The following is a 23,167-nucleotide window of genomic DNA, read 5'->3' on the forward strand; positions in this document are numbered from 1 at the left end:
TAACCTCCCGCATGATACTGTATAAAAATACAGTATAATTTCTGCGTATTACGGCCTCAAGGAAATAGTGATTATTATGTGAGCAGATTCGCAGTCTTGCCAGTTTGGTGCACAAACAGAAATCTACACCTTATGGTGAAAATAATCGCTCAGGCGCGAAAACACGCCCCCCTCACCGACTGACTCCAGCGTCATCAGCGGCCAATGCGCCACCAGCTGATCCCGGTCGTAGAGTTCAATTTCGCCCACGCGCTGATGTGCGGCAATGGGGGCGACCAGCTCTTTCTTATCAAGCACATACTTTGCTTTAATATTCGCCACTTCGGCTTTAGGCAGCGCCATCCAAAAATCCTGCTCGGTACCGAGACTGATTTTTTCTTTATCGCCATACCAGATCCGCTCAACGCCGACCTGCTTACCACTTCGCAGAACCTGCACTGTGTCAAAGTTTTGCTGTCCCCATTGCAGCAGCTTACGCGCCTGATCTTCACGCCCCTTCGCACTCTCGGCCCCCATTACAACGGCGATTAATCGACGCTGTCCGTCTACCGCAGATGCAATCAGGTTAAACCCGGCACCAGAGGTATGTCCCGTCTTTAGCCCATCCACGTTCAGGGTTTTATCCCACAATAAACCGTTACGGTTCTGCTGGGTGATGCCGTTCCAGGTGAGGCTTTTCTCGCTGTACATATGATAGAAATCAGGCTCGCCGTGAATGATAGCCCTCGATAACACAGCCAGATCGTAAGCCGAACTGTGCTGGCCTGGGGCATCCAGTCCGTGCACCGTTTCAAAATGGGTGTCCTGCAACCTCAGCTTTTGCACATAACTGTTCATCATCGCGACAAACTGTGGCTGCCCACCGGCGATATAATCCGCCAGCGCAACGCAGGCATCGTTGCCGGAATCGACAATTAAGCCGCGACTTAAATCACGTACTGAAACGCGGTCACCTTGTTTTAAAAACATTAACGATGAACCGACAAATACCGGATTGTCTTTCGCCCACGCGTCACGCCCAACGGTGACAATATCTGACGGGCTAATACGCTGGCTGTCGATGGCGCGGTCAACAACATAGCCGGTCATCAGCTTGGTCAGACTGGCGGGGTTGCGCTGCTGGTGCTCATTACCTGCGGTAAGAATTTGGCCTGTGGTGTAATCCATCAGCACCCACGCACCCGCATTGATAGCCGGAGGTTGGGGAGCAAAACTGGCGACATCCGCCGCAAAAGCGGAGGAAAAACTCATCGCGAAAAGGGAAGCGGTAATAAACAAACGGCGTTTCAACAGCATGTCCTCAGGAAAAGGAAAAATAGCCGTTCTTTTTACGGAAATTCTGAAGAACAAACAGGGATAAATTGCAAGAAAATGTGACTTAAAGCACATTTTCTTGCAATGGAATGCAGGTATCAGATAAACGGGTAGTGATAAATTCGCACAATATTACCCTTTCCGCGGTGATACATCTGCGTGATGGCTGCGATGCCGGTGATAGCCGTCGATCATGCTGCGAAAGATTTGCCCCGGCGTGTCGCCCAGTGTGCACAGGTAGATATGCGCACAAATAAACAGAATGCCAATAATCGCCAACGCCATATGCAACACCAGCATAACCGGACCTGCGCCGATAACTTGTGGGTAAAGACACAACAAACCGGTGATGATCAACAGCGGTACCAGCGCATACATGATGGCCAGATAGGCCAGTTGTTGTAGCGGGTTAAATTTACTCTCTGCCGTCGCGGCAAACGGATGCGCTTCACCCTTCATTATCCCATACAGGTAAAAGCGCGTTTGCTGCAGGCAGCGCGAAATCAGTCCGCTACATTTCACCCGATAGTGGCAGCCGTTGCCGGTAGTGGCATTTATCAGCACGAAACCCACCCAGAAGGCCAGTAATGCAAAGCCACACCAGGTGTGTACCTGCACCATGAGCGCCACCGGCCCTATCGAAAAGTGACCAAACAACCCGCTTACCAGCAGCAGAACGAACAACAGCGCATTTCCCCAGTGCCAGCGGCGGACCGCTAACGAGTAAAGGTAGTCACGATGCTCTTCACCGGTTGCGGTTTTAGGTGCCAGCATCCGTCGCAGCAGCGCGTGCGCTACCAGACCCACAATCATCAGCTGGATGACCACACCTGCGTAAATGAGCCACAGCGGCCAGTAGTCCGGCGCATAGTTAAGCTCTGCTCCCCAGATAGCATTCATACTTTCCCCTCCTGATGATACTCTTTACGCCGATAAAGACTCACCTCACCACTGCGCGTATCCTGCTGGCGATATACCTCTTTTTGACTTATCCAGTGCTGGATCTCCGGGTCGTCGCGACGGCCAAACTTCAGCGCATCGGTTGGACAAACAGAAACACAGGCCGGCGCTTGCCCGGCATCGAGGCGGGTATCTGCACAAAAATTGCATTTGTCAGCGATACTCGTTTGAGGATTCAGATAACGCACATGGAACGGGCAGGCCGCAACACAATAGTCGCAACCAATACAGCGCGACTTGTCCACCTGCACAATACCGTTTTCGTCACGAAATGAAGCACCGGTCGGGCAAACGCTCACGCAGGGCGCATCTTCACAGTGCTGGCAAGAAACCCGCACAAACTGAAAATGAGACAGGACGTCTGACTCTTTTTCCGGGGTGCGGATCTGCACCTGCAGGCGGCTGTACCCCTCCGGCACATCGTTCAGAACCTTGCAAGCAACCGTACATGCCTGGCAGCCAATGCAGCGTTTTTCGTCATGCAGCATGACATAGGGGTTTGTGGATTGATTCATGATGTTCTCCTTGTTCATGCCCGACGCAGCGTCACGCCAGCGGTGTGCACCACCGTTCCGGAAACCGGACTGGTCACGTGCGGAAGTAAATTACCGCAGTGAATACCGTGCGTTGTTGCCGCCGTTTTAGCCCCGGCCTTGGCGCCAAACCCCATATAAACGAACAGCGTATCGGGTCGAATACCGGCCGTGACCAGCGCCTTACCTTTTTCTTTGCCGGTGGCGTTTTCCAACCAGATGTCGTCACCGCTTTTAATCCCTTTTTCACGTGCGGTCGTCGGGTGGATCCACACCGCGTTGTCCCACATCAGTTCACTGAGTAAAGGCACATATTGCGTCGCTCCGTTGGTGTGAACCGCTACCTTGCCCTGGATGAAATAGAGTTCATTTTCACCCTTCAGGGCAAAATTGCGGGCGCGTGGAATACCGTAGCCGGGAAGTAACGATTCCAGCTCTGCGGAATAAAGCTCGATTTTGCCTGACGGGGATTTGAATCGCAGTTGCTCCCCGTAGGTACCATCGCTGTCCGCGGGCACTGCGCCAGGATAGCGCGCGACAAACTGGCGCACGGCCTCAGGTTCACGAAATAACAGCGGTACGCCCCACTCCCGATATCCCTTCTGACGCAGTTCTGCGGATAAAGCGTGATCGCCATTGAGCTGGTACAGCTGGCGCGTCTGCATATCCTGCCACGGGTAAAATTGCCCGAGACCCAACTGTTCACCCAGTTCTTTCCAGATTTGCCAGCTCGGACGAGCATCGCCAATGGGCTCAACTACCTGTTGGCGTAATGCATAAGCTGGATTCAGCCCTGACATATCAGAGACTTCTTCATCACGCTCAAGGTAGGTGCATTCCGGTAACAGATAGTCAGCATAGGCCGCGCTTTCACTTAAATAGACGTCGCAGCTGACCACCAGATCCAGTTGTTCCACGGTTTTGACCAGATCGGGTCGGCAGGTCACGGTCTGGAAAGGATTATGTCGGGACATGATCCATCCCTTCACCGGGTAAGGAGTCTGCTTTAACACGGCATCAATAATGCTTTGCACGACCCCGCCACCCGCGGCGATATATTTAAACTGCGGTGCCACCAGATCAATGCGCTGCGCGGTTGGCTTCGGTAATTTCACATCCGGTTTTGCCAGCACCGGCGCGACCTTTTCGCCAGCCAGCTTGTTGTAGGTTGCCGCCGCCTTTTTCTGGTACATGCCACCTTCACGTTCGATATTGCCCAGCAGCACGTTGAGGGTGAAGATCATCCGCCGCATGTCGATCTCTTCCTGAGAAAACGTCGCGCGGTGGCCTGGGCTGACGATGGCACGAGGCGCGCTGGCCGCCATTTCTCGGGTTACGCGGGTAATAACTTCAGCAGGAACATCAGCCAGCTTTTGCGCCCATTCAGGCGTTGTCTCTTGTACGGCCTCTGCCAGCTGTGCAAACCCCGTGGTATAACGCTCCACAAACTGCGCGTCATACAGGTTTTCTTTAATCATGACGTGGCACATTGCCATCAGTACCGGCAAGTCGCCGCCAGGCCTGATGGCATGCCATTCATCCGCTTTACTGGAAAATACGGACAAGCGAGGGTCGAAGCTGACCATCTTCGCGCCTCTCTCCTGCGCGGTCATCAGTTCGTGCGTGTCGGCAACCTCAATACCTTCATAGAGGTTATGGCCAAAAGAGACCATATAACGGGTGTTGGCAATATCCATGGCCAGATCGCCGCCCATCATCACTTTAGCGGCAATGGATTTCCCGGCGGGACATGTCGAGGCATGGGTAAAAGTGTTCGGCGAACCGAAGGCCGTCGCCAGGTGAAATAAATGACCGGAAAGCGAGCCGGATTTAGAAGAGAAGACAACGCCCTGAGGACCATATTGCGCTTTTATGGCACTCATCTTTTCGGCAATTTCTTGATAGGCTTGCTGCCAGCTAATGACCTGCCATTCTCCAGCGCCACGCGGGCCAGTGCGCTTCATCGGTTTAACAATACGGTGCGGATCGTTAACCAGGCTCACGCCGCTGCCCCCTCGGGCACAGACCCGGGTACCCTGCTGCGGCGCATTAGGGTTCCCCTGGATGAAAACGGTTTTATTATTAATGACCTGAGCTTGAATGGGACAGCGAAATGAACACATTTCGCACAGACTTGGCGTGAGTGAGGTTTTCCCCTTGATACTCTCTGGTGCATTACGCGCCAGTGCCCCCGGTGGAAAAGTTCCTATTGCGCATGCGGAGCAGCCAATACCCACGCCGCGCAAAAAGTTACGTCGACTAATGCTCATATAACCTCCTGTTATTAGATATATCCAATTATTATATGGAGTTTATATTATTAATTTTTAACCTCACTCACATTTCCTTACAATGAAGCAAGAACATCCTGACGAATCAGAACCTATTGTTTACAAAGACTTTTAAAACTTCCAAAACTCAACAATTAACCGTAAAAATAACAATAATGGTTATCAATAAAATTATTAAAATGAAATTATCCTTGATGATAATCATGCCAATAAATACAGTTTCGGTCGTTTAATTAATTCAATAAATATATAAAAGCACCGTTCATCTCAATTTTATTGCGACCTGATTCCCCGAACAGATAATCGCTTTGCTGATTACCTCGCTAATTTTTGGTACTCTTATAAAAGCGCTAAATTGATCCCGGACATAACTGAACAATGAATGACGGCAAGCAGCACCCTACGTTTCTCTTCCACGATTACGAAACCTTTGGTACCCATCCGGCGCTGGACAGGCCCGCGCAATTTGCGGCCATCCGCACGGATAACGATTTCAACATTATCGGCGATCCAGAGGTTTTTTATTGCAAGCCTGCGGACGACTATCTGCCGCACCCGGAAGCGGTACTTATAACAGGTATTACCCCGCAGGAAGCGCGTGAAAAAGGAGAGAACGAAGCAACGTTTGCTGCCCGCATTCACGCCCTGTTTACCGTGCCCAAAACCTGTATTGTGGGCTATAACAATGTGCGCTTTGACGACGAAGTGACGCGCAATATCCTGTACCGCAATTTCTACGACCCCTACGCCTGGAGCTGGCAGCACGATAATTCACGTTGGGATTTACTGGATGTTATGCGCGCCTGTTATGCCCTGCGTCCGGAAGGCATTAACTGGCCAGAAAACGACGACGGGTTACCCAGTTTCCGCCTTGAGCATTTGACCAAAGCCAACGGCATTGAACACGCCAACGCCCACGATGCGATGGCCGACGTGTACGCCACCATTGCGATGGCGCAGTTGGTTAAGTCGCGTCAGCCTCGTCTGTTCGACTATCTCTATAGCCACCGGAACAAACACAAGCTGGCCGCCCTGATCGATGTCCCACAAATGAAACCGTTGGTTCATGTCTCAGGCATGTTCGGCGCATGGCGCGGCAATACCAGTTGGGTTGCGCCGCTCGCCTGGCACCCGGACAATCGCAACGCGGTCATCATGGTTGACTTAGCCGGTGATATTTCTCCCCTGCTTGAGCTGGATAGCGACACGCTGCGTGAGCGCCTTTACACCGCCAAAGCCGACCTGGGCGATAACGTAGCGGTACCCGTGAAACTGGTGCACATCAACAAATGCCCGGTTCTGGCACAGGCCAACACACTACGCCCTGAAGATGCCGACCGACTGGGAATTAACCGTCAGCATTGTCTGGATAACCTCAAAATCCTGCGTGAAAACCCGCAGGTTCGCGATAAAGTGGTGGCTATTTTTTCCGAGGCAGAACCCTTCACACCGTCAGACAACGTGGATGCCCAACTGTATAACGGTTTTTTCAGCGATGCCGACCGCGCTGCGATGAAAATCGTGCTGGAAACCGACCCACGCAATTTACCGGCACTGGATATTACCTTTGTTGATAAGCGTATTGAAAAGCTGCTGTTTAATTACCGCGCGCGTAACTTCCCCGGCACGCTGGATGAGTCTGAACAGCAGCGCTGGCTGGAACATCGCCGTCAGGTGTTTACCGCAGAGTTTTTACAGCAATATGCCAATGAATTGCAGATGCTGAGTCAACAGTATGCGGATAATAAAGAGAAGCTGGTGCTGCTGAAATCACTCTGGCAATACGCCGAAGAGATTGTGTAAGAAGAGAAACTGACACGCAGGTATAAAAAAACCGGAGAACATGTCTCCGGTTAGGCAATTTGCCGGATGGTGGCGCAAGGCCCCCAGTCCGGCAAACATCAATTACTGCGCGATATCTTCGTACTGTGGAACCGGATTGCGGAAGCTTTTGGTCACGCAAGCCAGGTAAACCAGACCAATACCCGCCCAGATCAGACCCAGAACCATCGAGCTTTCTTCCAGGTTAACCCACAGTGCGCCGACGGTCAGAGCACCACACACCGGCATGACCAGGTAGTTGAAGTGGTCTTTCAGCGTCTTGTTGCGTTTTTCGCGGATCCAGAACTGTGAAATCACAGACAGGTTCACGAAGGTAAACGCCACCAGCGCACCGAAGTTGATCAGCGCCGTCGCCGTCACCAGGTCAAATTTGATTGCCAGCAGCGCAATCGCACCCACCAGCAGCACGTTCCATGCAGGAGTACGCCATTTCGGGTGAATATAACCGAAGAAACGGGTCGGGAAAACGCCATCGCGCCCCATCACGTACATCAGACGAGAAACGCCCGCATGTGCCGCCATACCGGATGCCAGTACGGTGACGCTGGAGAACACCAGCACGCCCCACTGGAAGGTTTTACCCGCAACGTACAGCATGATTTCCGGCTGTGACGCGTCCGGATCTTTAAAGCGAGAGATATCCGGGAAGTACAGTTGCAGGAAGTAGGAGGCACCAATAAAGATCAGGCCACCAATCAGCGCGGTCAGGAAGATAGCCTTCGGAATAACGCGCTCTGCGTCTTTGGTTTCTTCTGACAGCGAAGAGATGCCGTCAAAACCAAGGAACGAGAAGCACAGGATAGTTGCACCGGTAATCATCGGCACCACATGCGCGCCTTCAGACCAGAATGGACGGGTGCTGGTCAGCGTGCCTGCGCCTTCGCCGTGCATAATGCCGTAAATGATCAGGCCAACAATCACTGCCACAATACCCATCTGCAAAATAACAATCAGGGTATTGAAGTTCGCGACGGCCTTGATGCTGCGCAGATTCGAGATGGTCATAAAGCCCACCAGCGCGACAACAAAGATCCACGACGGTACCGACGGCACCAGCGCTTCAAAGTAGATTTTAGCCAACAGGATGTTGATCATCGGCATGAACAGATAGTCCAGCAGCGATGACCAGCCCACCATAAAGCCTACGGTCGGGCTAATGGATTTCTGAGCATAGGTGTACGCAGAGCCAGCAGACGGGAAACGGCGAACCAGTTTACCGTAGCTCAACGCAGTAAAGAGAATGGCAACCAACGCAAAAGCATAAGCCGTCGCGACATGACCATCGGTCAAGCCCGAAACGATACCAAATGTATCGAACAGCGTCATCGGCTGCATATAGGCAAGGCCCATCATGACAACCGGAACCAACGTAAGCGTTTTACGTAATTCCACGCGAGAGGTGTTTGGAGTAACGTTATGCGACATGGTCATTCCCCTTTACGGTGAATACCGTCGCGTAAGCAAAAAATTGCCCCATTTTTACGAATTCCTCAGCGACAACAACTGTCGGTTTTTAGTAAGTATCTATCCGGTACGAAGCCCGGCCTCTTTTATGAATGATTGGTTTGATGCAAAAAAATAACCGACGCGTATTAAAACGTCGGCTAATGTCATTTTTTGCAAGCGGCGTATTTTGCACTAAATTGGAGAGAAATAACAAGAGAATGAGATAGCCAAAAATAAATATTTTTATCTAACCGCCTGATTTATCGACACTCGATTTTACATAAACGCCTGCGATAGCACTATTTGCTAAAATCTGATCTCGCCACCAGGCGCTGGCTAATCCTGACGTCTGTTCATTCCAGCCAATCCACACCGGTTCAAACATAATTTGTGCGACCACTTTCTTCTCTATCAGGGCACCGCTGTCCAAAAAACGTTGTGCCAGATAGCGCGGTAAATACCCGCATCCCAGCCCACTGATCTGCAGTTCCAGCTTGGTTTTAAAGTCAAAAACGGTGATTGCATCCTGATCGTCAAGCAGTTGAGAACCCGACAAGCTCGCCAGATGAGGACTGTCCCCCACCACAATGGCACGGAAACGTTTAATGGTACGCCGTTGCAGTGGTTCGTCTTCCTGCGCCAGCGGATGATGAGGTGCGATCACAAACACCTGTTCGAGGTCACCTAAACGCGCAAAACCAAAATTACTCGCGGAAGGCGGTTCATGCATCGCCCCGACGATAATATCGGCCCGCCCTTGGGTGAGCGCCTCCCAGGAACCGCCCAGTACACCGTTGATAAATTTAAGCCGCGTGACGCTGTGGTGCTGGTAGAAGGATTCGATAAGCGGGGCCAGCAGTGAAAAAGGAAAGGTGTCATCCACGCCAATAACCAGCTGGTTCTCCCAACCTTCGTGCAGTTTGATGGCCTGTTTTTCGAGTTCGCGGACGGTATGCAGTACCTCCCGCCCCTTTTCCAGCAGCATCTGCCCGGTGCGGGTAAACGTCGCCCGATGCCCGCTGCGATCCAACAATTGAATATTCAGATCGCTTTCCAGCTTATGGACGGTATAACTCAGCGCGGACGGCGTCTTAAACAATTTTGCCGACGCCGCAGCGAAACTTCCCTCTTTATCTAACGCGTCGAGGATGATCAGAACGTCCAGCAGTGGTTTCATACTCGCCCCCTGGCGGTATATGACGGCACGCTGCTGGTCTGTCACTCCATCGGCATCACCAGCGGGTCGGGATACTGGTACTCAAACCCAAGTTCATTGCAAATTCGGTTGCCGTCAATGACTTTACCTTTACCGTTATCCACACCGTCCCGGAATTCCGGCGGTTCCAGCCCCAGCAAACGCGCCATCTGGGGATAGAACACATTACGCGCCGGATGCATAGGCGCACATATATTATAGATGTGTCCTCCTTTCGGTGCCTGGAGCAGCAGGGTGATTGCAGACACGACATCATCCAGATGCACCAGATTGACGCCATGCTGTCCATCCGGTGCCGTTTTACCGGCGAAAAAACGCCCTGGGTGTCTGCCCGGTCCAACCAATCCGGCGAGGCGCACAATGTCTACCGAGGTCCCCGGCAGGTTATGCAACCAGTCCTCAAGTTCTTTCAGCACACGACCGCTTGCCGTCACCGGATTACGCGGAGAGCCTTCTTTCACGGCACCCTGTACGTCACCATACACCGACGTCGAGCTGGTAAAAATAATCCGTGGAATGCGGTATGCCAGCGCACTGTCGACCAGCTCCTGCATCGCCTGCAGATAAAAATCTTCACCCGGACCGCTACGGCGGGCGGGCAGCGTGATGACCAGCGCATCGACATCCATCAGCGCATCGAGATCGTCTGACGCGCACACCAGCTCAGGTTCAAGGCGCAGCGAGTAGCTTTCGATACCGCTCATACGGGCCGCTTCCACCCCATCCAGCGTGGTTTTGCTGCCGGTGACCTGCCAGCCTCGCGCCGCCAGCGACATGGCTAACGGCATGCCTAACCAACCTAACCCGACAATTGCGACCTTTTTCATGCCTTCTCTCCTGACTTGTGGCCTGTTACCCAAGGCTACGCCAGCCCACGGTGGCTGACAATTCATAGTATCAATATGAAATGAATTAATGATCAAAAAAAGCCCTTGCTATCGGTGACTAAAGTGGTTTAGGTTAAAAGACATCAAATGAATAAACATTCATCGAGAAAATTTTATGACACGCGCTCAATTTAAACACCATCATCACCATCATCCTGACTAGTCTTTCAGGCGATGTGTGCTGGGAGACATTTAACTCTTCCAGTGGTGCATGAGCGCATGAGAAAGCCCCCGGAAGAATTCTTCCGGGGGCTTTTTTTTGGTGCGTGACCCAGACCGATTCAGACAGGATAACGAGGACAAGAGAATGTTAGACAATACCCGTTTACGCATAGCTATGCAGAAATCAGGCCGCTTAAGCGATGATTCACGCGAATTACTGGCCCGCTGTGGCATTAAAATTAATCTTCACACCCAGCGCCTGATTGCGATGGCAGAGAACATGCCGATTGATATTCTCCGCGTGCGTGATGACGATATTCCGGGTCTGGTGATGGACGGCGTGGTTGACCTCGGCATCATTGGCGAAAACGTTTTAGAAGAAGAGTTGCTCAACCGCCGGGCGCAGGGCGAAGATCCGCGCTACTTTACGCTGCGTCGTCTCGACTTCGGTGGCTGTCGCCTCTCGTTAGCCACCCCGGCTGACGAAGCCTGGGACGGCCCGGCTTCGCTGAACGGTAAACGTGTTGCCACTTCCTACCCGCACCTGCTGAAACGTTATCTCGATCAGAAAGGCATCACGTTTAAATCCTGCCTGCTAAACGGCTCGGTGGAAGTTGCCCCGCGTGCGGGCCTGGCCGATGCGATTTGCGATCTGGTCTCAACCGGTGCCACGCTGGAAGCCAACGGCCTGCGTGAAGTCGAAGTAATTTACCGCTCCAAAGCCTGCCTGATCCAGCGCGACGGCGAGATGGCGGAAGCCAAGCAGCAGCTGATCGATAAATTGCTGACCCGCATTCAGGGCGTGATCCAGGCCCGCGAATCCAAGTACATCATGATGCACGCCCCAACCGAACGTCTGGACGAGGTCATCGCCCTGCTGCCAGGCGCAGAGCGCCCAACTATTCTGCCACTGGCAGGCGATCAGCAGCGCGTGGCCATGCACATGGTCAGCAGCGAAACCCTGTTCTGGGAAACCATGGAAAAACTGAAAGCGCTCGGTGCCAGTTCGATTCTGGTGCTGCCAATTGAGAAGATGATGGAGTGATCCACATCCACTTAACGTTGCCCGGTGGCGCTTTGCTTACCGGGCCTACAGGCCCCGTAGGCCGGATAAGCCATCCGGCAAAAAAGGAAGACGATTATGAGTTTTAATACCATCATCGACTGGAATACCTGCAGCATCAAACAGCAACGCGAATTGCTGATGCGCCCGGCAATCTCTGCCTCAGACAGCATCACCCGTACCGTCAGCGACATTCTGGATAACGTCAAATCACGCGGTGATGCGGCGCTGCGCGAATACAGCGCCAAATTTGATAAAACCACCGTCAGCGCGCTGAAAGTCAGTGCCGAAGAGATTTCCGCCGCCAGCGCGCGTCTGAGTGATGACCTCAAGCAGGCGATGGCGGTCGCGGTGAAAAATATTGAAACGTTTCACAACGCGCAAAAACTGCCCGCGGTAGATATTGAAACGCAGCCCGGCGTGCGCTGCCAGCAGGTAACCCGTCCGGTCAGCTCCGTCGGTTTGTATATTCCGGGGGGATCGGCCCCACTCTTCTCTACGGTATTAATGCTCGCCACTCCAGCCCGTATTGCCGATTGCCAACGCGTTGTGCTGTGCTCGCCACCGCCTATCGCCGACGAAATTTTGTATGCGGCGCAGCTGTGCGGTGTGCAAGAAGTGTTTAACGTCGGTGGCGCCCAGGCAATTGCCGCTCTGGCCTTCGGTAGCGAATCGGTACCCAAAGTCGACAAAATTTTTGGCCCCGGTAATGCCTGGGTAACTGAGGCCAAGCGCCAGGTAAGCCAGCGTCTGGACGGTGCGGCCATTGATATGCCGGCCGGACCTTCCGAAGTCCTGGTGATTGCCGACAGCGGCGCGACCCCGGATTTCGTCGCCTCCGATCTGCTCTCGCAGGCCGAGCACGGCCCGGACTCTCAGGTGATCCTGCTGACGCCAGATGCCGGGATAGCCCGCCGCGTGGCTGACGCCGTTGAACGCCAGCTTGCTGAACTACCACGCGCGGAAACAGCGCGTCAGGCGCTGAGCGCCAGCCGTCTGATTGTGACCCGGGATCTGGCGCAGTGCATCGCCATTTCTAATCAGTACGGCCCAGAGCACCTGATCATTCAGACCCGTAACGCCCGTGAACTGGTCGATGACATCACCAACGCCGGCTCCGTGTTTCTCGGTGACTGGTCACCGGAATCCGCCGGTGATTATGCCTCAGGGACAAACCACGTGCTACCGACCTACGGTTACACCGCGACCTGTTCAAGCCTCGGGCTGGCAGACTTCCAAAAGCGGATGACCGTCCAGGAACTGTCGCCACAAGGTTTCTCAGCTCTCGCCTCAACCATCGAAACGCTGGCCGCCGCGGAGCGACTGACCGCCCACAAAAATGCCGTCACCCTGCGTGTTAACGCCCTCAAGGAGCAAGCATGAGCACTGACAACATTCTTAGCGTCACCGATTTAGCCCGTAAAAATGTCCGCGAACTGACGCCCTATCAGTCTGCCCGTCGTCTGGGCGGTAATGGCGACGTCTGGCTGAATGCCAACGAGTTCCCGACGGCCGTTGAGTTTCAGCTCAGCCAGCAGACGCTTAACCGTTACCCGGAATGTCAGCCAAAAGCGGTGATTGAGAATTACGCACAGTACGCGGGCGTTAAACCGGAGCAGGTGTTGGTTAGCCGAGGGGCAGATGAAGGTATCGAACTGTTGGTACGCGCGTTTTGTGAACCCGGCCAGGATGCCATTCTTTACTGCCCGCCGACCTACGGCATGTACAGCGTCAGCGCTGAGACCATCGGCGTGGAATGCCGCACCGTGCCTACGCTTGCCGACTGGCAGCTCGATCTCCAGGGCATTGCCGACAAGCTTGATGGCGTGAAGGTGGTTTACGTTTGCAGCCCTAACAATCCGACCGGCCAGTTGATTAACCCACAAGATCTACGCTCGCTGCTTGAAATGACCCAAGGTAAAGCCATTGTGGTCGCCGATGAAGCGTACATTGAGTTCTGTCCGCAGGCGACGCTGGCCGGCTGGTTAACGGAATATCCACACCTGGTGGTTCTGCGTACCCTTTCCAAGGCGTTCGCGCTGGCAGGGTTGCGCTGCGGATTTACGCTGGCCAATGAAGAGGTGATTAACCTGCTGTTGAAAGTGATCGCCCCCTACCCACTGTCGACGCCGGTAGCCGATATCGCCGCCCAGGCGCTGACGCCACAAGGCATTGCCGCCATGCGTGAACGCGTAGCGCAGATCCTGCTAGAACGTCAGTATCTGGTGGATGCACTGAAAACCATTCCGTGCGTGGAGCAGGTTTTCACCTCTGAAACCAACTATATTCTGGCCCGCTTTACCGCTTCCAGTTCTGTGTTTAAATCTTTGTGGGATCAGGGCATTATCCTACGAGACCAGAACAAACAACCTTCATTAAGCGGCTGCCTGCGGATCACCGTCGGCACCCGTGAAGAAAGCCAGCGCGTCATTGACGCTTTACGTGCGGAGCAAGTATGAGCCAGAAGTATCTTTTTATTGACCGTGATGGAACCCTGATTTCAGAACCGCCAAGTGACTTTCAGGTTGATCGCTTTGACAAACTAGCCTTTGAGCCAGAGGTTGTCCCCGCCCTGCTCAAACTGCAAAAAGCCGGTTATAAACTGGTGATGATCACCAACCAGGACGGATTGGGAACGCAAAGCTTCCCGCAGGCTGAGTTTGACGGGCCGCATAACCTGATGATGCAGATTTTCAACTCGCAGGGCGTGGTGTTTGATGAGGTGCTGATCTGCCCGCACCTGCCAGCAGACGAATGCGACTGCCGTAAACCAAAAGTGAAGCTGGTCGAACAGTATCTGGCTGAACAGGCGCTGGATACCGCGAACAGCTACGTGATTGGCGACCGCGCAACCGACATTCAGCTGGCTGAAAACATGGGAATCGGCGGGTTACGCTACCACCGTGACTCCCTGAACTGGTCGATGATTAGCGAACAGCTGACCAAACGCGACCGCTACGCCCACGTTGAGCGTAATACCAAAGAAACGCAGATTGACGTCAAAGTGTGGCTGGACCGCGAGGGCCGCAGCAAAATTAATACCGGCGTCGGCTTCTTTGACCACATGCTGGATCAAATCTCGACCCACGGCGGTTTTCGCATGGAAATCACCGTCAAGGGCGACTTGTATATTGACGATCACCACACCGTAGAAGATACCGGTCTGGCGCTGGGCGAAGCGTTAAAACTGGCGTTGGGTGACAAGCGTGGCATCAACCGCTTCGGGTTTGTGCTGCCAATGGACGAATGCCTGGCCCGCTGCGCGCTGGATATCTCCGGACGTCCGCACCTGGAATACCGGGCTGAATTCACCTATCAGCGCGTTGGCGATCTGAGCACCGAGATGATCGAGCACTTTTTCCGTTCGCTCTCTTACACCATGGGCGTGACGCTGCACCTGAAGACCAAGGGCAAAAACGATCACCACCGTGTGGAAAGCCTGTTCAAAGCCTTTGGCCGCACGCTGCGCCAGGCGATTCGCGTTGAGGGCGATACCCTTCCCTCCTCAAAAGGAGTGCTGTGATGAACGTGGTGATCCTCGACACCGGCTGCGCCAACCTCAACTCGGTGAAATCTGCTGTGGCGCGTCACGGTTATGACCCCATCGTCAGCCGAGACGCCGATGTGGTACTGCGCGCCGATAAGCTTTTTCTGCCCGGCGTCGGGACCGCGCAGGCGGCGATGGATCAGCTGCGTGAACGCGAACTGATTGAGCTGATCAAAGCCTGTACCCAACCGGTTCTGGGGATTTGTTTGGGTATGCAACTGCTCGGTCGGCGCAGTGCAGAGAGCAATGGCGTCGATATGCTGGGTATTATTGAGCAAGACGTACCTAAGATGACCGACTTTGGTCTGCCGCTGCCGCATATGGGCTGGAACCGGGTGTATCCGCAGGCGGGAAATCGTCTGTTCCGCGGCATTGACGATGGCGCGTATTTTTATTTTGTTCACAGCTACGCAATGCCGGTCAATCCCTCAACCATTGCCCAGTGCCATTACGGTGAACCGTTCACTGCAGCGGTACAAAAAGATAATTTCTTCGGCGTACAGTTTCACCCCGAGCGCTCGGGTGCCGCTGGGGCGCTGTTGCTGAAAAATTTTCTGGAGATGTGATGATTATTCCGGCATTAGATTTAATCGATGGCACAGTTGTGCGTCTCCACCAGGGCGATTACGCCACCCAGCGTGATTACGGCAACGATCCCCTGCCGCGCTTGCAGGATTACGCCGCACAAGGTGCACAGGTTCTGCACCTGGTAGATTTAACCGGCGCGAAAGATCCGCTCAAGCGTCAGATCCCGCTGATTAAAACGCTGGTCGCCGGTGTCAACGTACCGGTGCAGGTTGGCGGCGGTGTGCGCACAGAAGAGGATGTTGCGGCCCTGCTGGCAGCCGGTGTGGCGCGCGTTGTGGTTGGCTCGACGGCGGTAAAATCACCTGAAGTCGTCAAAGGCTGGTTCGAGCGTTTCGGTGCGGATGCACTGGTGCTGGCGCTGGATGTGCGTATTGACGAACAAGGCAACAAGCAGGTCGCGGTCAGCGGCTGGCAGGAAGACTCCGGCGTTTCGCTGGAAGAACTGGTGGAAACCTACCTGCCCGTTGGCCTGAAGCATGTGCTGTGCACCGATATCTCCCGCGACGGCACGCTGGCAGGCTCTAACGTATCGCTATATGAAGAAGTCTGCGCTAAGTATCCGCAGGTGGCCTTTCAGTCATCCGGCGGTATTGGTGATATCGCCGACGTTGCCGCCCTGCGCGGAACCGGCGTGCGCGGCGTGATCGTCGGACGCGCGCTACTGGAAGGAAAATTCACCGTTGAGGAGGCGATTCAATGCTGGCAAAACGCATAATTCCGTGTCTGGACGTTCGCGATGGTCAGGTAGTGAAAGGCGTCCAGTTTCGTAATCACGAGGTCATCGGTGACATCGTCCCGTTGGCGAAACGCTATGCCGACGAGGGCGCAGATGAGCTGGTGTTCTACGATATCACCGCCTCCAGCGATGGACGTGTAGTCGATAAGAGCTGGGTATCGCGCGTAGCAGAAGTGATCGACATCCCGTTCTGCGTGGCGGGCGGGATTAAGTCAGTGGACGATGCTGCGAAAATACTGACTTTCGGCGCTGATAAAATTTCTGTCAACTCCCCTGCGCTGGCTGACCCGTCGCTGATTACTCGCCTTGCCGAGCGCTTTGGCGTGCAGTGCATCGTGGTTGGGATCGATACCTGGCATGACGCCGAAACCGGGAAGTATCACGTTAATCAATACACTGGCGATGAAAGCCGAACCCGCGTCACCCAGTGGGAAACCCTCGACTGGGTTCAAGAGGTGCAAAAACTCGGCGCAGGTGAAATCGTCCTCAATATGATGAACCAGGACGGCGTGCGTAACGGCTACGATCTCGAACAGCTGAAAAAAGTACGTGAAGTATGCCACGTTCCGCTGATCGCCTCCGGCGGCGCAGGAACCATGGAACACTTCCTTGCTGCCTTCCAGGATGCGGATGTCGATGGCGCGCTCGCCGCTTCAGTGTTCCACAAGCAGATTATTAATATTGGTGAATTAAAAACGTACCTGGCAACGCAGGGCGTGGAGATCAGGATATGTTAACGAAGCAACAATGCCACGAACTGGACTGGGAAAAAACCGACGGACTGATGCCGGTTGTCGTACAGCATGCGGTCTCCGGCGAAGTATTGATGCTGGGTTATATGAACCTTGAAGCACTGGACAAAACGCTTGAAAGCGGCAAAGTGACCTTTTTCTCGCGCACCAAACAGCGCCTGTGGACCAAGGGCGAAACCTCCGGCAACTTCCTCAATGTGGTCAGCATTACGCCCGATTGCGATAACGACACGTTGCTGGTGCTGGTGAACCCGATAGGGCCCACCTGCCATAAAGGAACCAGCAGCTGTTTTGGCGAGGCCAGCCACCAGTGGCTGTTCCTGTATCAGCTTGAACAGCTACTTGCTGAGCGTAAAACGGCGGACCCGGAGAGTTCCTACACGGCTAAGCTGTATGCCAGCGGCACTAAACGCATCGCCCAGAAAGTCGGTGAAGAAGGCGTGGAGACCGCGCTGGCCGCAACGGTACATGACCGTTTCGAACTGACCAATGAAGCATCCGATCTGATGTACCACTTGCTGGTACTGCTGCAGGATCAGGATCTCGATCTGACCACGGTAATAGAGAATTTGCGTCAGCGGCATCAGTAAACTTCGGGCGTAAAAAAACCGGGCGGTACCCGGTTTTTTTAGCTCTGCGTCATACTGACTTACTGCGCTTTTGCTTTGTAGCCCCGTAACGCATTGCGCCCCAGCACTACGCCCGCGCCAATCATCCCACCGAGCAGTACCGCCAGTACCAGCGTAATGGCTTTCTTCGGGCTGTCACGACGAATCGGTAACGTCGGTTTCATTACATAGCGGTAAGCGTGCACACTATCCGGTTCCACTTTCAACGCCTGAACAGACAGCAGATTTTGACGCGTCTGATAGTATTGGTCAGAGAACGTTAACGGGCGAGTCGCTTCGTTCTTCACCATGGAAGAAAGCGCCTCACTGCCCAGCATAAACATGGTGTCCTGAGAAACCTGATCGGCCTGCTGGACCTGTGGCAACTTAATATTGGACTGTTCCGCCACCTTGAGCGCCTGAGTCATCTGCGCAATGCGCAATGCTTTTTGCTCTTCCGCCACCGTTTCTTGTGCTTCGAGCGACTTTTGCAAATCTGCGACTCGGTTTTTCACGCTCATGGACAGGTCAGCATTCAACTCCTTCGCCACACTTTCATCGACCTGCTGAATATATTGCGCCAGCGTTTTTTGTGCTTCCTCAGCAGTACGGCTGGTGTAGGAAACCTTTAACGGTAATGTCTGACCTTTCACCGCCGCATCAATAGTCAGTTTTTCCGGCATATCCTGGTTATCCAGCGTTTCCGCTAATGCAGAGAATGCTGAGCTAAAACGACCAATAAACCCCGTCTGCACATCGGTGACTTTGGGCGCATTGTCGCCAAACAATACACTCATGGCATTATTGTAGCTGGCTAGCTGACCTACATCTGGCTGAGTCACAATCGCCGTCGAGGTCCATTTCTCTTTCGCTACCGCCAGATAGCCCACTGCAAGGAGGATAGCAACAACAACACAGACAACAATCGTCATTTTGCCGCGCCACAACTGCATCACTAAATCAATTAAATCAATCTGTTCCGGATCGTTACTGCGCCCGGATATGTTGTTATCACCGACAGACATAATTACCCTAAATGAGGAAAGACTTAACGCCAATAGTTTAGCCATAAATTCAGGTAATGCCATAGGATTACTGATAAAAAATACAGATTATTTAAGTGATATTGATTGGTATTTTAATCACTACTTAAAAAGTTAAGCGGGCAATCATCGCAGTCAACAATGAAAATCTGACTGGCGCGACTATTCATGCCATCCTATCAATTCACGTTGTGAATAAAATTGACGTAACCAGAAAAACCGAACAGGGTAATAACAGATAACGATTATCTTTTTTATCGTCAAACGGTATGATTCTCCCTTTCTGGCGCCTGATGGCGCCTGGCAACAATAAAGCCAGACAGAGGTAAAAAATGAAATACCTGGTTACGGGTGCCGCCGGTTTTATCGGCTTCCACGTTAGCAAACGCTTGCTGGACGCTGGCCACCAGGTGGTCGGTTTGGATAATCTCAACGATTACTACGATGTCAGCCTTAAGCAGGCGCGCCTGGCGTTGCTGGTACACCCCGGATTCCATTTTCATAAGCTTGATTTAGCTGACCGGGAAAGCATGGCGGTACTTTTCGCGGACGAGCGCTTTGATCGCGTAATCCATCTCGCCGCACAGGCGGGCGTTCGATACTCAATCGACAATCCACATGCTTACGCAGACTCCAATCTGACCGGCTTTTTGAACGTACTGGAAGGGTGTCGGCATAACCAAATCCAACACCTGCTCTATGCCTCCTCCAGCTCGGTCTACGGCCTGAATCGCAAAATGCCTTTCTCAACGGATGATTCCGTTGATCACCCCGTATCCTTATATGCGGCAACCAAAAAAGCTAACGAACTGATGGCGCATACCTACTCTCATTTATATGGCCTGCCGACCACGGGGTTGCGTTTCTTCACCGTGTACGGCCCGTGGGGTCGCCCGGATATGGCGCTGTTTAAGTTCACCAAAGCAATGCTTGAAGGGAAAAGCATCGACGTCTATAACTTTGGTAAAATGAAGCGCGACTTTACCTATATTGATGATATCGCCGAGGCGATTGTTCGCTTGCAGGACATTATTCCGCAGACCGACGCACAATGGACCGTTGAAACCGGCACTCCGGCTACCAGCATTGCCCCCTATCGCGTCTACAATATTGGCAATAGCGCCCCGGTCGAGTTGATGGATTACATCAAGGCACTGGAAGAAGCGCTAGGTATTGAAGCCACTAAAAATATGCTGCCACTGCAACCCGGAGACGTGCTGGAAACCAGCGCGGATACTCAAGCGCTGTACGACGTGATTGGCTTTAAACCCGAAACAACCGTTAAGAATGGCGTGAAAAACTTTGTGGGCTGGTATCGCGATTTCTACGCGGTATAAATTCATTCGTTCTGAAATATAAAAGAGGCCTTTTAAAAGGCCTCTTTTATTCGCGATATAGGTTAGTCATTACCAAACAGATCGCGGGTGTACACCTTATCGGCGACATCACTTAGTTCCGGCGTCATACGGTTAGAAATGATAATGTCCGCTTCATTTTTAAACACGTCTAAATCACGTACCACGCGCGAATGGAAAAATTCATCCTCTTTCATTACCGGTTCAAAAATAATCACCGGCACGCCTTTGGCTTTAATCCGTTTCATGATCCCCTGAATGGACGATGCGCGGAAGTTATCAGAACCACTTTTCATGATTAAGCGATAAACCCCCACCACCTTCGGCTTGCGTGCAAGGATGGAGTCGGCAATAAAGTCTTTGCGAGTGCGGTTGGCATCCACAATGGCAGAGATAAGATTATTGGGAACCGACTGGTAGTTTGCCAGCAACTGTTTGGTGTCTTTCGGCAGGCAATAGCCACCATAACCAAATGAGGGGTTGTTATAGTGATTGCCAATACGCGGATCCAGACAGACGCCTTCAATAATTTGGCGGGTATCGAGACCTAAGCTCTCAGCATAACTGTCAAGCTCGTTAAAGTACGCCACGCGCATGGCAAGATAGGTATTGGCAAACAGTTTAATGGCTTCGGCTTCGGTTGAGTCGGTAAATAATGTGGGAATGTCTTGCTTGATGGCACCTTCCTGCAACAAGGCCGCAAATCTTTCAGCACGCGCGGAGCGCTCGCCAATCACAATTCGTGAAGGATGAAGATTGTCATAAAGCGCCTTACCTTCCCGCAGAAACTCCGGTGAGAAAATAATATTCTCCGTACCCAGGCGCTCTTTAATCGACTGGGTAAAACCAACCGGGATAGTTGATTTTATAATCATTACCGCCTGCGGATTTATTTCCAGTACATCCCGGATGACTGACTCCACGCTGGACGTATTGAAGTAGTTGGTTTTAGGATCGTAATCGGTTGGCGTAGCAATAATGACGTAGTCAGCATTGCGATAAGCCTCTTGCTTGTCGGTGGTTGCGCGGAAGTTGAGATCTTTTGTGGCCAGATACTCTTCAATTTCTTTATCAGCAATCGGTGACTGTTTCTGATTCAGCATGTCCACTTTGGATTGCACAATATCCAGCGCAACCACCTCGTGGTGCTGGGCAATCAGAATACCGTTCGATAGCCCCACATAACCTGTACCTGAAATCGTTATTTTCATTAGCTCTAACTTCTTCTGGTTAAACATTAAAGAGTGAACAACTCACCATCGTTAGACCCAACGTTGTCGTATCGGATCAGCATAGTTGCATTATATCGTGATTTAGCACAGCTACGCCTATCAGACCTGACCGAATGCCGTTTTTTGCCCATAAAAAAGCCCGGAGGAGTGCTCCGGGCCTGCATTTTCGTTAGGGCTAAATCAGATTAATCCAGCCATTCCGTATGGAACACGCCTTCTTTATCTGTGCGCTTATAGGTGTGCGCACCGAAGTAGTCACGCTGCGCCTGGATCAGGTTAGCAGGCAGAACTTCTGCACGATAGCTGTCGTAATAGGCAACCGCCGCGGAGAAGGTCGGAACCGGAATACCGTTCTGCACGGCATACGCCACCACATCACGCAGCGCCTGCTGATATTCATCAGCAATGTTCTTGAAGTACGGATCAAGCAGCAGGTTAGCGATACCGGAATTTTTAGCGTAAGCATCGGTGATCTTCTGCAGGAACTGCGCACGAATGATGCAGCCGGCACGGAAGATCTTGGCAATCTCACCGTAGTTCAGATCCCAGTTGTGTTCGTCAGAAGCGGCACGCAGCTGAGAGAAGCCCTGGGCGTAAGACACAATTTTACCCAGATACAGTGCACGACGCACTTTCTCGATAAATTCGGTTTTGTCGCCCGCAAGCTGAGCTTTAGGTCCGGTCAGGACTTTAGAAGCTGCAACACGCTGCTCTTTCAGAGAGGAGATATAACGCGCAAATACGGATTCAGTGATCAGCGACAGCGGCTCTCCGAGATCCAGAGAACTCTGGCTGGTCCACTTACCGGTACCTTTGTTAGCGGCTTCATCCAGAATGACGTCAACCAGGTATTTACCTTCTTCATCTTTTTTGGTGAAGATGTCTTTGGTGATGTCGATCAGATAGCTACTCAGTTCACCGTTGTTCCATTCGGTGAAAGTGCTTGCCAGCTCTTCGTTAGACAGGTTCAAACCACCTTTCAGCAAGGAGTAGGCTTCAGCAATTAGCTGCATATCGCCATACTCGATACCGTTGTGAACCATCTTCACATAGTGACCCGCACCGTCAGCACCGATGTATGTTACGCACGGCTCACCGTCTTCTGCAACAGCAGCGATCTTAGTCAGAATCGGCGCAACCAACTCGTACGCTTCTTTCTGGCCGCCAGGCATGATAGAAGGCCCTTTCAGTGCGCCCTCTTCACCACCGGAAACACCGGTACCGATGAAGTTAAAGCCTTCGGCAGACAGTTCACGATTACGACGGATAGTGTCCTGGAAGAAGGTATTACCGCCATCAATGATGATGTCGCCTTTATCCAGGTACGGCTTCAGGGAATCGATGGCAGCGTCGGTGCCTGAGCCCGCTTTCACCATTAACAGGATACGACGTGGGGTCTCAAGAGACTCAACGAACTCTTTCACCGTGTAATAAGGAACCAGTTTCTTACCCGGGTTCTCGGCAACAACTTCTTCAGTTTTTTCGCGGGAGCGGTTGAAGATAGAGACGGTATAACCACGGCTTTCGATGTTGAGCGCCAAGTTGCGCCCCATCACTGCCATACCGACGACGCCGATCTGTTGCTTGGACAT

General features: G+C 52.7%; 21 protein-coding genes, 1 pseudogene and 1 other annotated feature. Of the genes and pseudogenes, 11 read left to right on the forward strand and 11 right to left on the reverse strand.

From position 1 onward, the window contains the following. Positions 1-123: 123 nt before the first annotated feature. From dacD to phsA, 4 genes are all read right to left on the reverse strand, one after another. Positions 124-1,296: a serine-type D-Ala-D-Ala carboxypeptidase DacD gene (dacD, locus tag FDX22_RS07625; RefSeq protein WP_146716956.1), complete on the reverse strand. Its 1,173-nt coding sequence runs from the start codon at positions 1,294-1,296 to the stop codon at positions 124-126. A 150-nt stretch (positions 1,297-1,446) separates the two neighbouring features. Continuing rightward, positions 1,447-2,214: a thiosulfate reductase cytochrome B subunit gene (gene phsC, locus FDX22_RS07630; RefSeq protein ID WP_146716957.1), complete on the reverse strand. Its 768-nt coding sequence runs from the start codon at positions 2,212-2,214 to the stop codon at positions 1,447-1,449. Further along, positions 2,211-2,789 (reverse strand): thiosulfate reductase electron transport protein PhsB, encoded by a 579-nt coding sequence (phsB, locus tag FDX22_RS07635; RefSeq protein WP_115258140.1) that lies wholly within the window; start codon positions 2,787-2,789, stop codon positions 2,211-2,213. Before phsB ends, phsC begins: the two co-directional genes overlap by 4 nt. A 14-nt stretch (positions 2,790-2,803) precedes the next feature. After that, positions 2,804-5,077: a thiosulfate reductase PhsA gene (gene phsA / locus FDX22_RS07640; RefSeq protein ID WP_146716958.1), complete on the reverse strand. Its 2,274-nt coding sequence runs from the start codon at positions 5,075-5,077 to the stop codon at positions 2,804-2,806. A 399-nt stretch (positions 5,078-5,476) separates the two neighbouring features. On the opposite strand from phsA, the gene sbcB reads away from it, so the two are divergent. After that, entirely contained in the window at positions 5,477-6,901 is a 1,425-nt protein-coding gene (gene sbcB, locus FDX22_RS07645; RefSeq protein ID WP_135911843.1) for an exodeoxyribonuclease I, read from the forward strand. 102 nt (positions 6,902-7,003) lie between these two features. Here sbcB and FDX22_RS07650 read toward each other — a convergent pair whose 3' ends face one another. From FDX22_RS07650 to FDX22_RS07665, 4 genes and pseudogenes are all read right to left on the reverse strand, one after another. Beyond that, entirely contained in the window at positions 7,004-8,365 is a 1,362-nt protein-coding gene (locus FDX22_RS07650) for an APC family permease (protein ID WP_162604171.1), read from the reverse strand. Beyond that, positions 8,355-8,417 (reverse strand): membrane protein YoeI, encoded by a 63-nt coding sequence (yoeI, locus tag FDX22_RS07655; RefSeq protein ID WP_101706264.1) that lies wholly within the window; start codon positions 8,415-8,417, stop codon positions 8,355-8,357. Before yoeI ends, FDX22_RS07650 begins: the two co-directional genes overlap by 11 nt. Positions 8,418-8,629: 212 nt before the next feature. After that, a pseudogene (locus FDX22_RS07660) lies at positions 8,630-9,563 on the reverse strand (LysR family transcriptional regulator). Between the two features lie 41 nt (positions 9,564-9,604). Further along, the gene (locus FDX22_RS07665; RefSeq protein WP_117343303.1) at positions 9,605-10,429 is read right to left on the reverse strand and encodes an SDR family oxidoreductase; all 825 of its coding nucleotides are present in this window, start codon (positions 10,427-10,429) and stop codon (positions 9,605-9,607) included. A gap of 175 nt (positions 10,430-10,604) precedes the next feature. Here FDX22_RS07665 and hisL point away from each other — a divergent pair, with 175 nt between their 5' ends. From hisL to hisIE, 9 genes are all read left to right on the forward strand, one after another. Further along, entirely contained in the window at positions 10,605-10,652 is a 48-nt protein-coding gene (gene hisL, locus FDX22_RS07670) for a his operon leader peptide (protein ID WP_100250077.1), read from the forward strand. Continuing rightward, positions 10,628-10,750, forward strand: a sequence feature (His leader region). Its footprint overlaps the gene before it by 25 nt. 46 nt (positions 10,751-10,796) lie before the next feature. Then, entirely contained in the window at positions 10,797-11,696 is a 900-nt protein-coding gene (hisG, locus tag FDX22_RS07675) for an ATP phosphoribosyltransferase (RefSeq protein WP_146716959.1), read from the forward strand. Between the two features lie 96 nt (positions 11,697-11,792). Beyond that, complete coding sequence (gene hisD / locus FDX22_RS07680) at positions 11,793-13,097, forward strand: histidinol dehydrogenase (protein ID WP_146716960.1); 1,305 nt, start codon at positions 11,793-11,795, stop codon at positions 13,095-13,097. Then, positions 13,094-14,173: a histidinol-phosphate transaminase gene (gene hisC, locus FDX22_RS07685; RefSeq protein WP_146716961.1), complete on the forward strand. Its 1,080-nt coding sequence runs from the start codon at positions 13,094-13,096 to the stop codon at positions 14,171-14,173. Before hisD ends, hisC begins: the two co-directional genes overlap by 4 nt. After that, the gene (hisB, locus tag FDX22_RS07690) at positions 14,170-15,237 is read left to right on the forward strand and encodes a bifunctional histidinol-phosphatase/imidazoleglycerol-phosphate dehydratase HisB (RefSeq protein WP_146716962.1); all 1,068 of its coding nucleotides are present in this window, start codon (positions 14,170-14,172) and stop codon (positions 15,235-15,237) included. The genes hisC and hisB overlap by 4 nt, the downstream gene beginning before the upstream one ends. Beyond that, positions 15,237-15,827, forward strand: coding sequence for an imidazole glycerol phosphate synthase subunit HisH (gene hisH, locus FDX22_RS07695; RefSeq protein ID WP_117343300.1), 591 nt, complete (start codon positions 15,237-15,239; stop codon positions 15,825-15,827). Before hisB ends, hisH begins: the two co-directional genes overlap by 1 nt. Further along, positions 15,827-16,564: a 1-(5-phosphoribosyl)-5-[(5-phosphoribosylamino)methylideneamino]imidazole-4-carboxamide isomerase gene (hisA, locus tag FDX22_RS07700; RefSeq protein ID WP_146716963.1), complete on the forward strand. Its 738-nt coding sequence runs from the start codon at positions 15,827-15,829 to the stop codon at positions 16,562-16,564. Before hisH ends, hisA begins: the two co-directional genes overlap by 1 nt. Then, a complete protein-coding gene (gene hisF, locus FDX22_RS07705) occupies positions 16,546-17,322 on the forward strand; it encodes an imidazole glycerol phosphate synthase subunit HisF (protein ID WP_096756618.1) in 777 nt (258 codons plus the stop codon). Before hisA ends, hisF begins: the two co-directional genes overlap by 19 nt. Continuing rightward, positions 17,316-17,927 carry a bifunctional phosphoribosyl-AMP cyclohydrolase/phosphoribosyl-ATP diphosphatase HisIE gene (hisIE, locus tag FDX22_RS07710; RefSeq protein ID WP_146716964.1) on the forward strand — a complete coding sequence of 204 codons (612 nt, stop codon included), beginning with the start codon at positions 17,316-17,318 and terminating at the stop codon, positions 17,925-17,927. Before hisF ends, hisIE begins: the two co-directional genes overlap by 7 nt. 59 nt (positions 17,928-17,986) lie before the next feature. On the opposite strand, the gene wzzB is transcribed toward hisIE, so the two are convergent. Beyond that, complete coding sequence (gene wzzB, locus FDX22_RS07715; protein ID WP_146716965.1) at positions 17,987-18,970, reverse strand: LPS O-antigen chain length determinant protein WzzB; 984 nt, start codon at positions 18,968-18,970, stop codon at positions 17,987-17,989. 350 nt (positions 18,971-19,320) lie between these two features. Between wzzB and FDX22_RS07720 the strand changes: the two genes are divergently transcribed. Then, entirely contained in the window at positions 19,321-20,325 is a 1,005-nt protein-coding gene (locus FDX22_RS07720) for an NAD-dependent epimerase (RefSeq protein ID WP_146716966.1), read from the forward strand. Positions 20,326-20,387: 62 nt separating this feature from the next. Here the strand turns inward: FDX22_RS07720 and ugd are convergent, their stop codons facing one another. Both ugd and gndA read right to left on the reverse strand, forming a co-directional pair. Then, on the reverse strand, positions 20,388-21,554 hold the full coding sequence (ugd, locus tag FDX22_RS07725; protein ID WP_146716967.1) for a UDP-glucose 6-dehydrogenase: 1,167 nt from the start codon (positions 21,552-21,554) through the stop codon (positions 20,388-20,390). Positions 21,555-21,760: 206 nt separating this feature from the next. Beyond that, the gene (gene gndA, locus FDX22_RS07730) at positions 21,761-23,167 is read right to left on the reverse strand and encodes an NADP-dependent phosphogluconate dehydrogenase (protein WP_146716968.1); all 1,407 of its coding nucleotides are present in this window, start codon (positions 23,165-23,167) and stop codon (positions 21,761-21,763) included.

This window comes from Citrobacter sp. TBCS-14 (assembly GCF_005280805.1).
In the GTDB taxonomy this organism is placed as follows: domain Bacteria; phylum Pseudomonadota; class Gammaproteobacteria; order Enterobacterales; family Enterobacteriaceae; genus Citrobacter; species Citrobacter gillenii.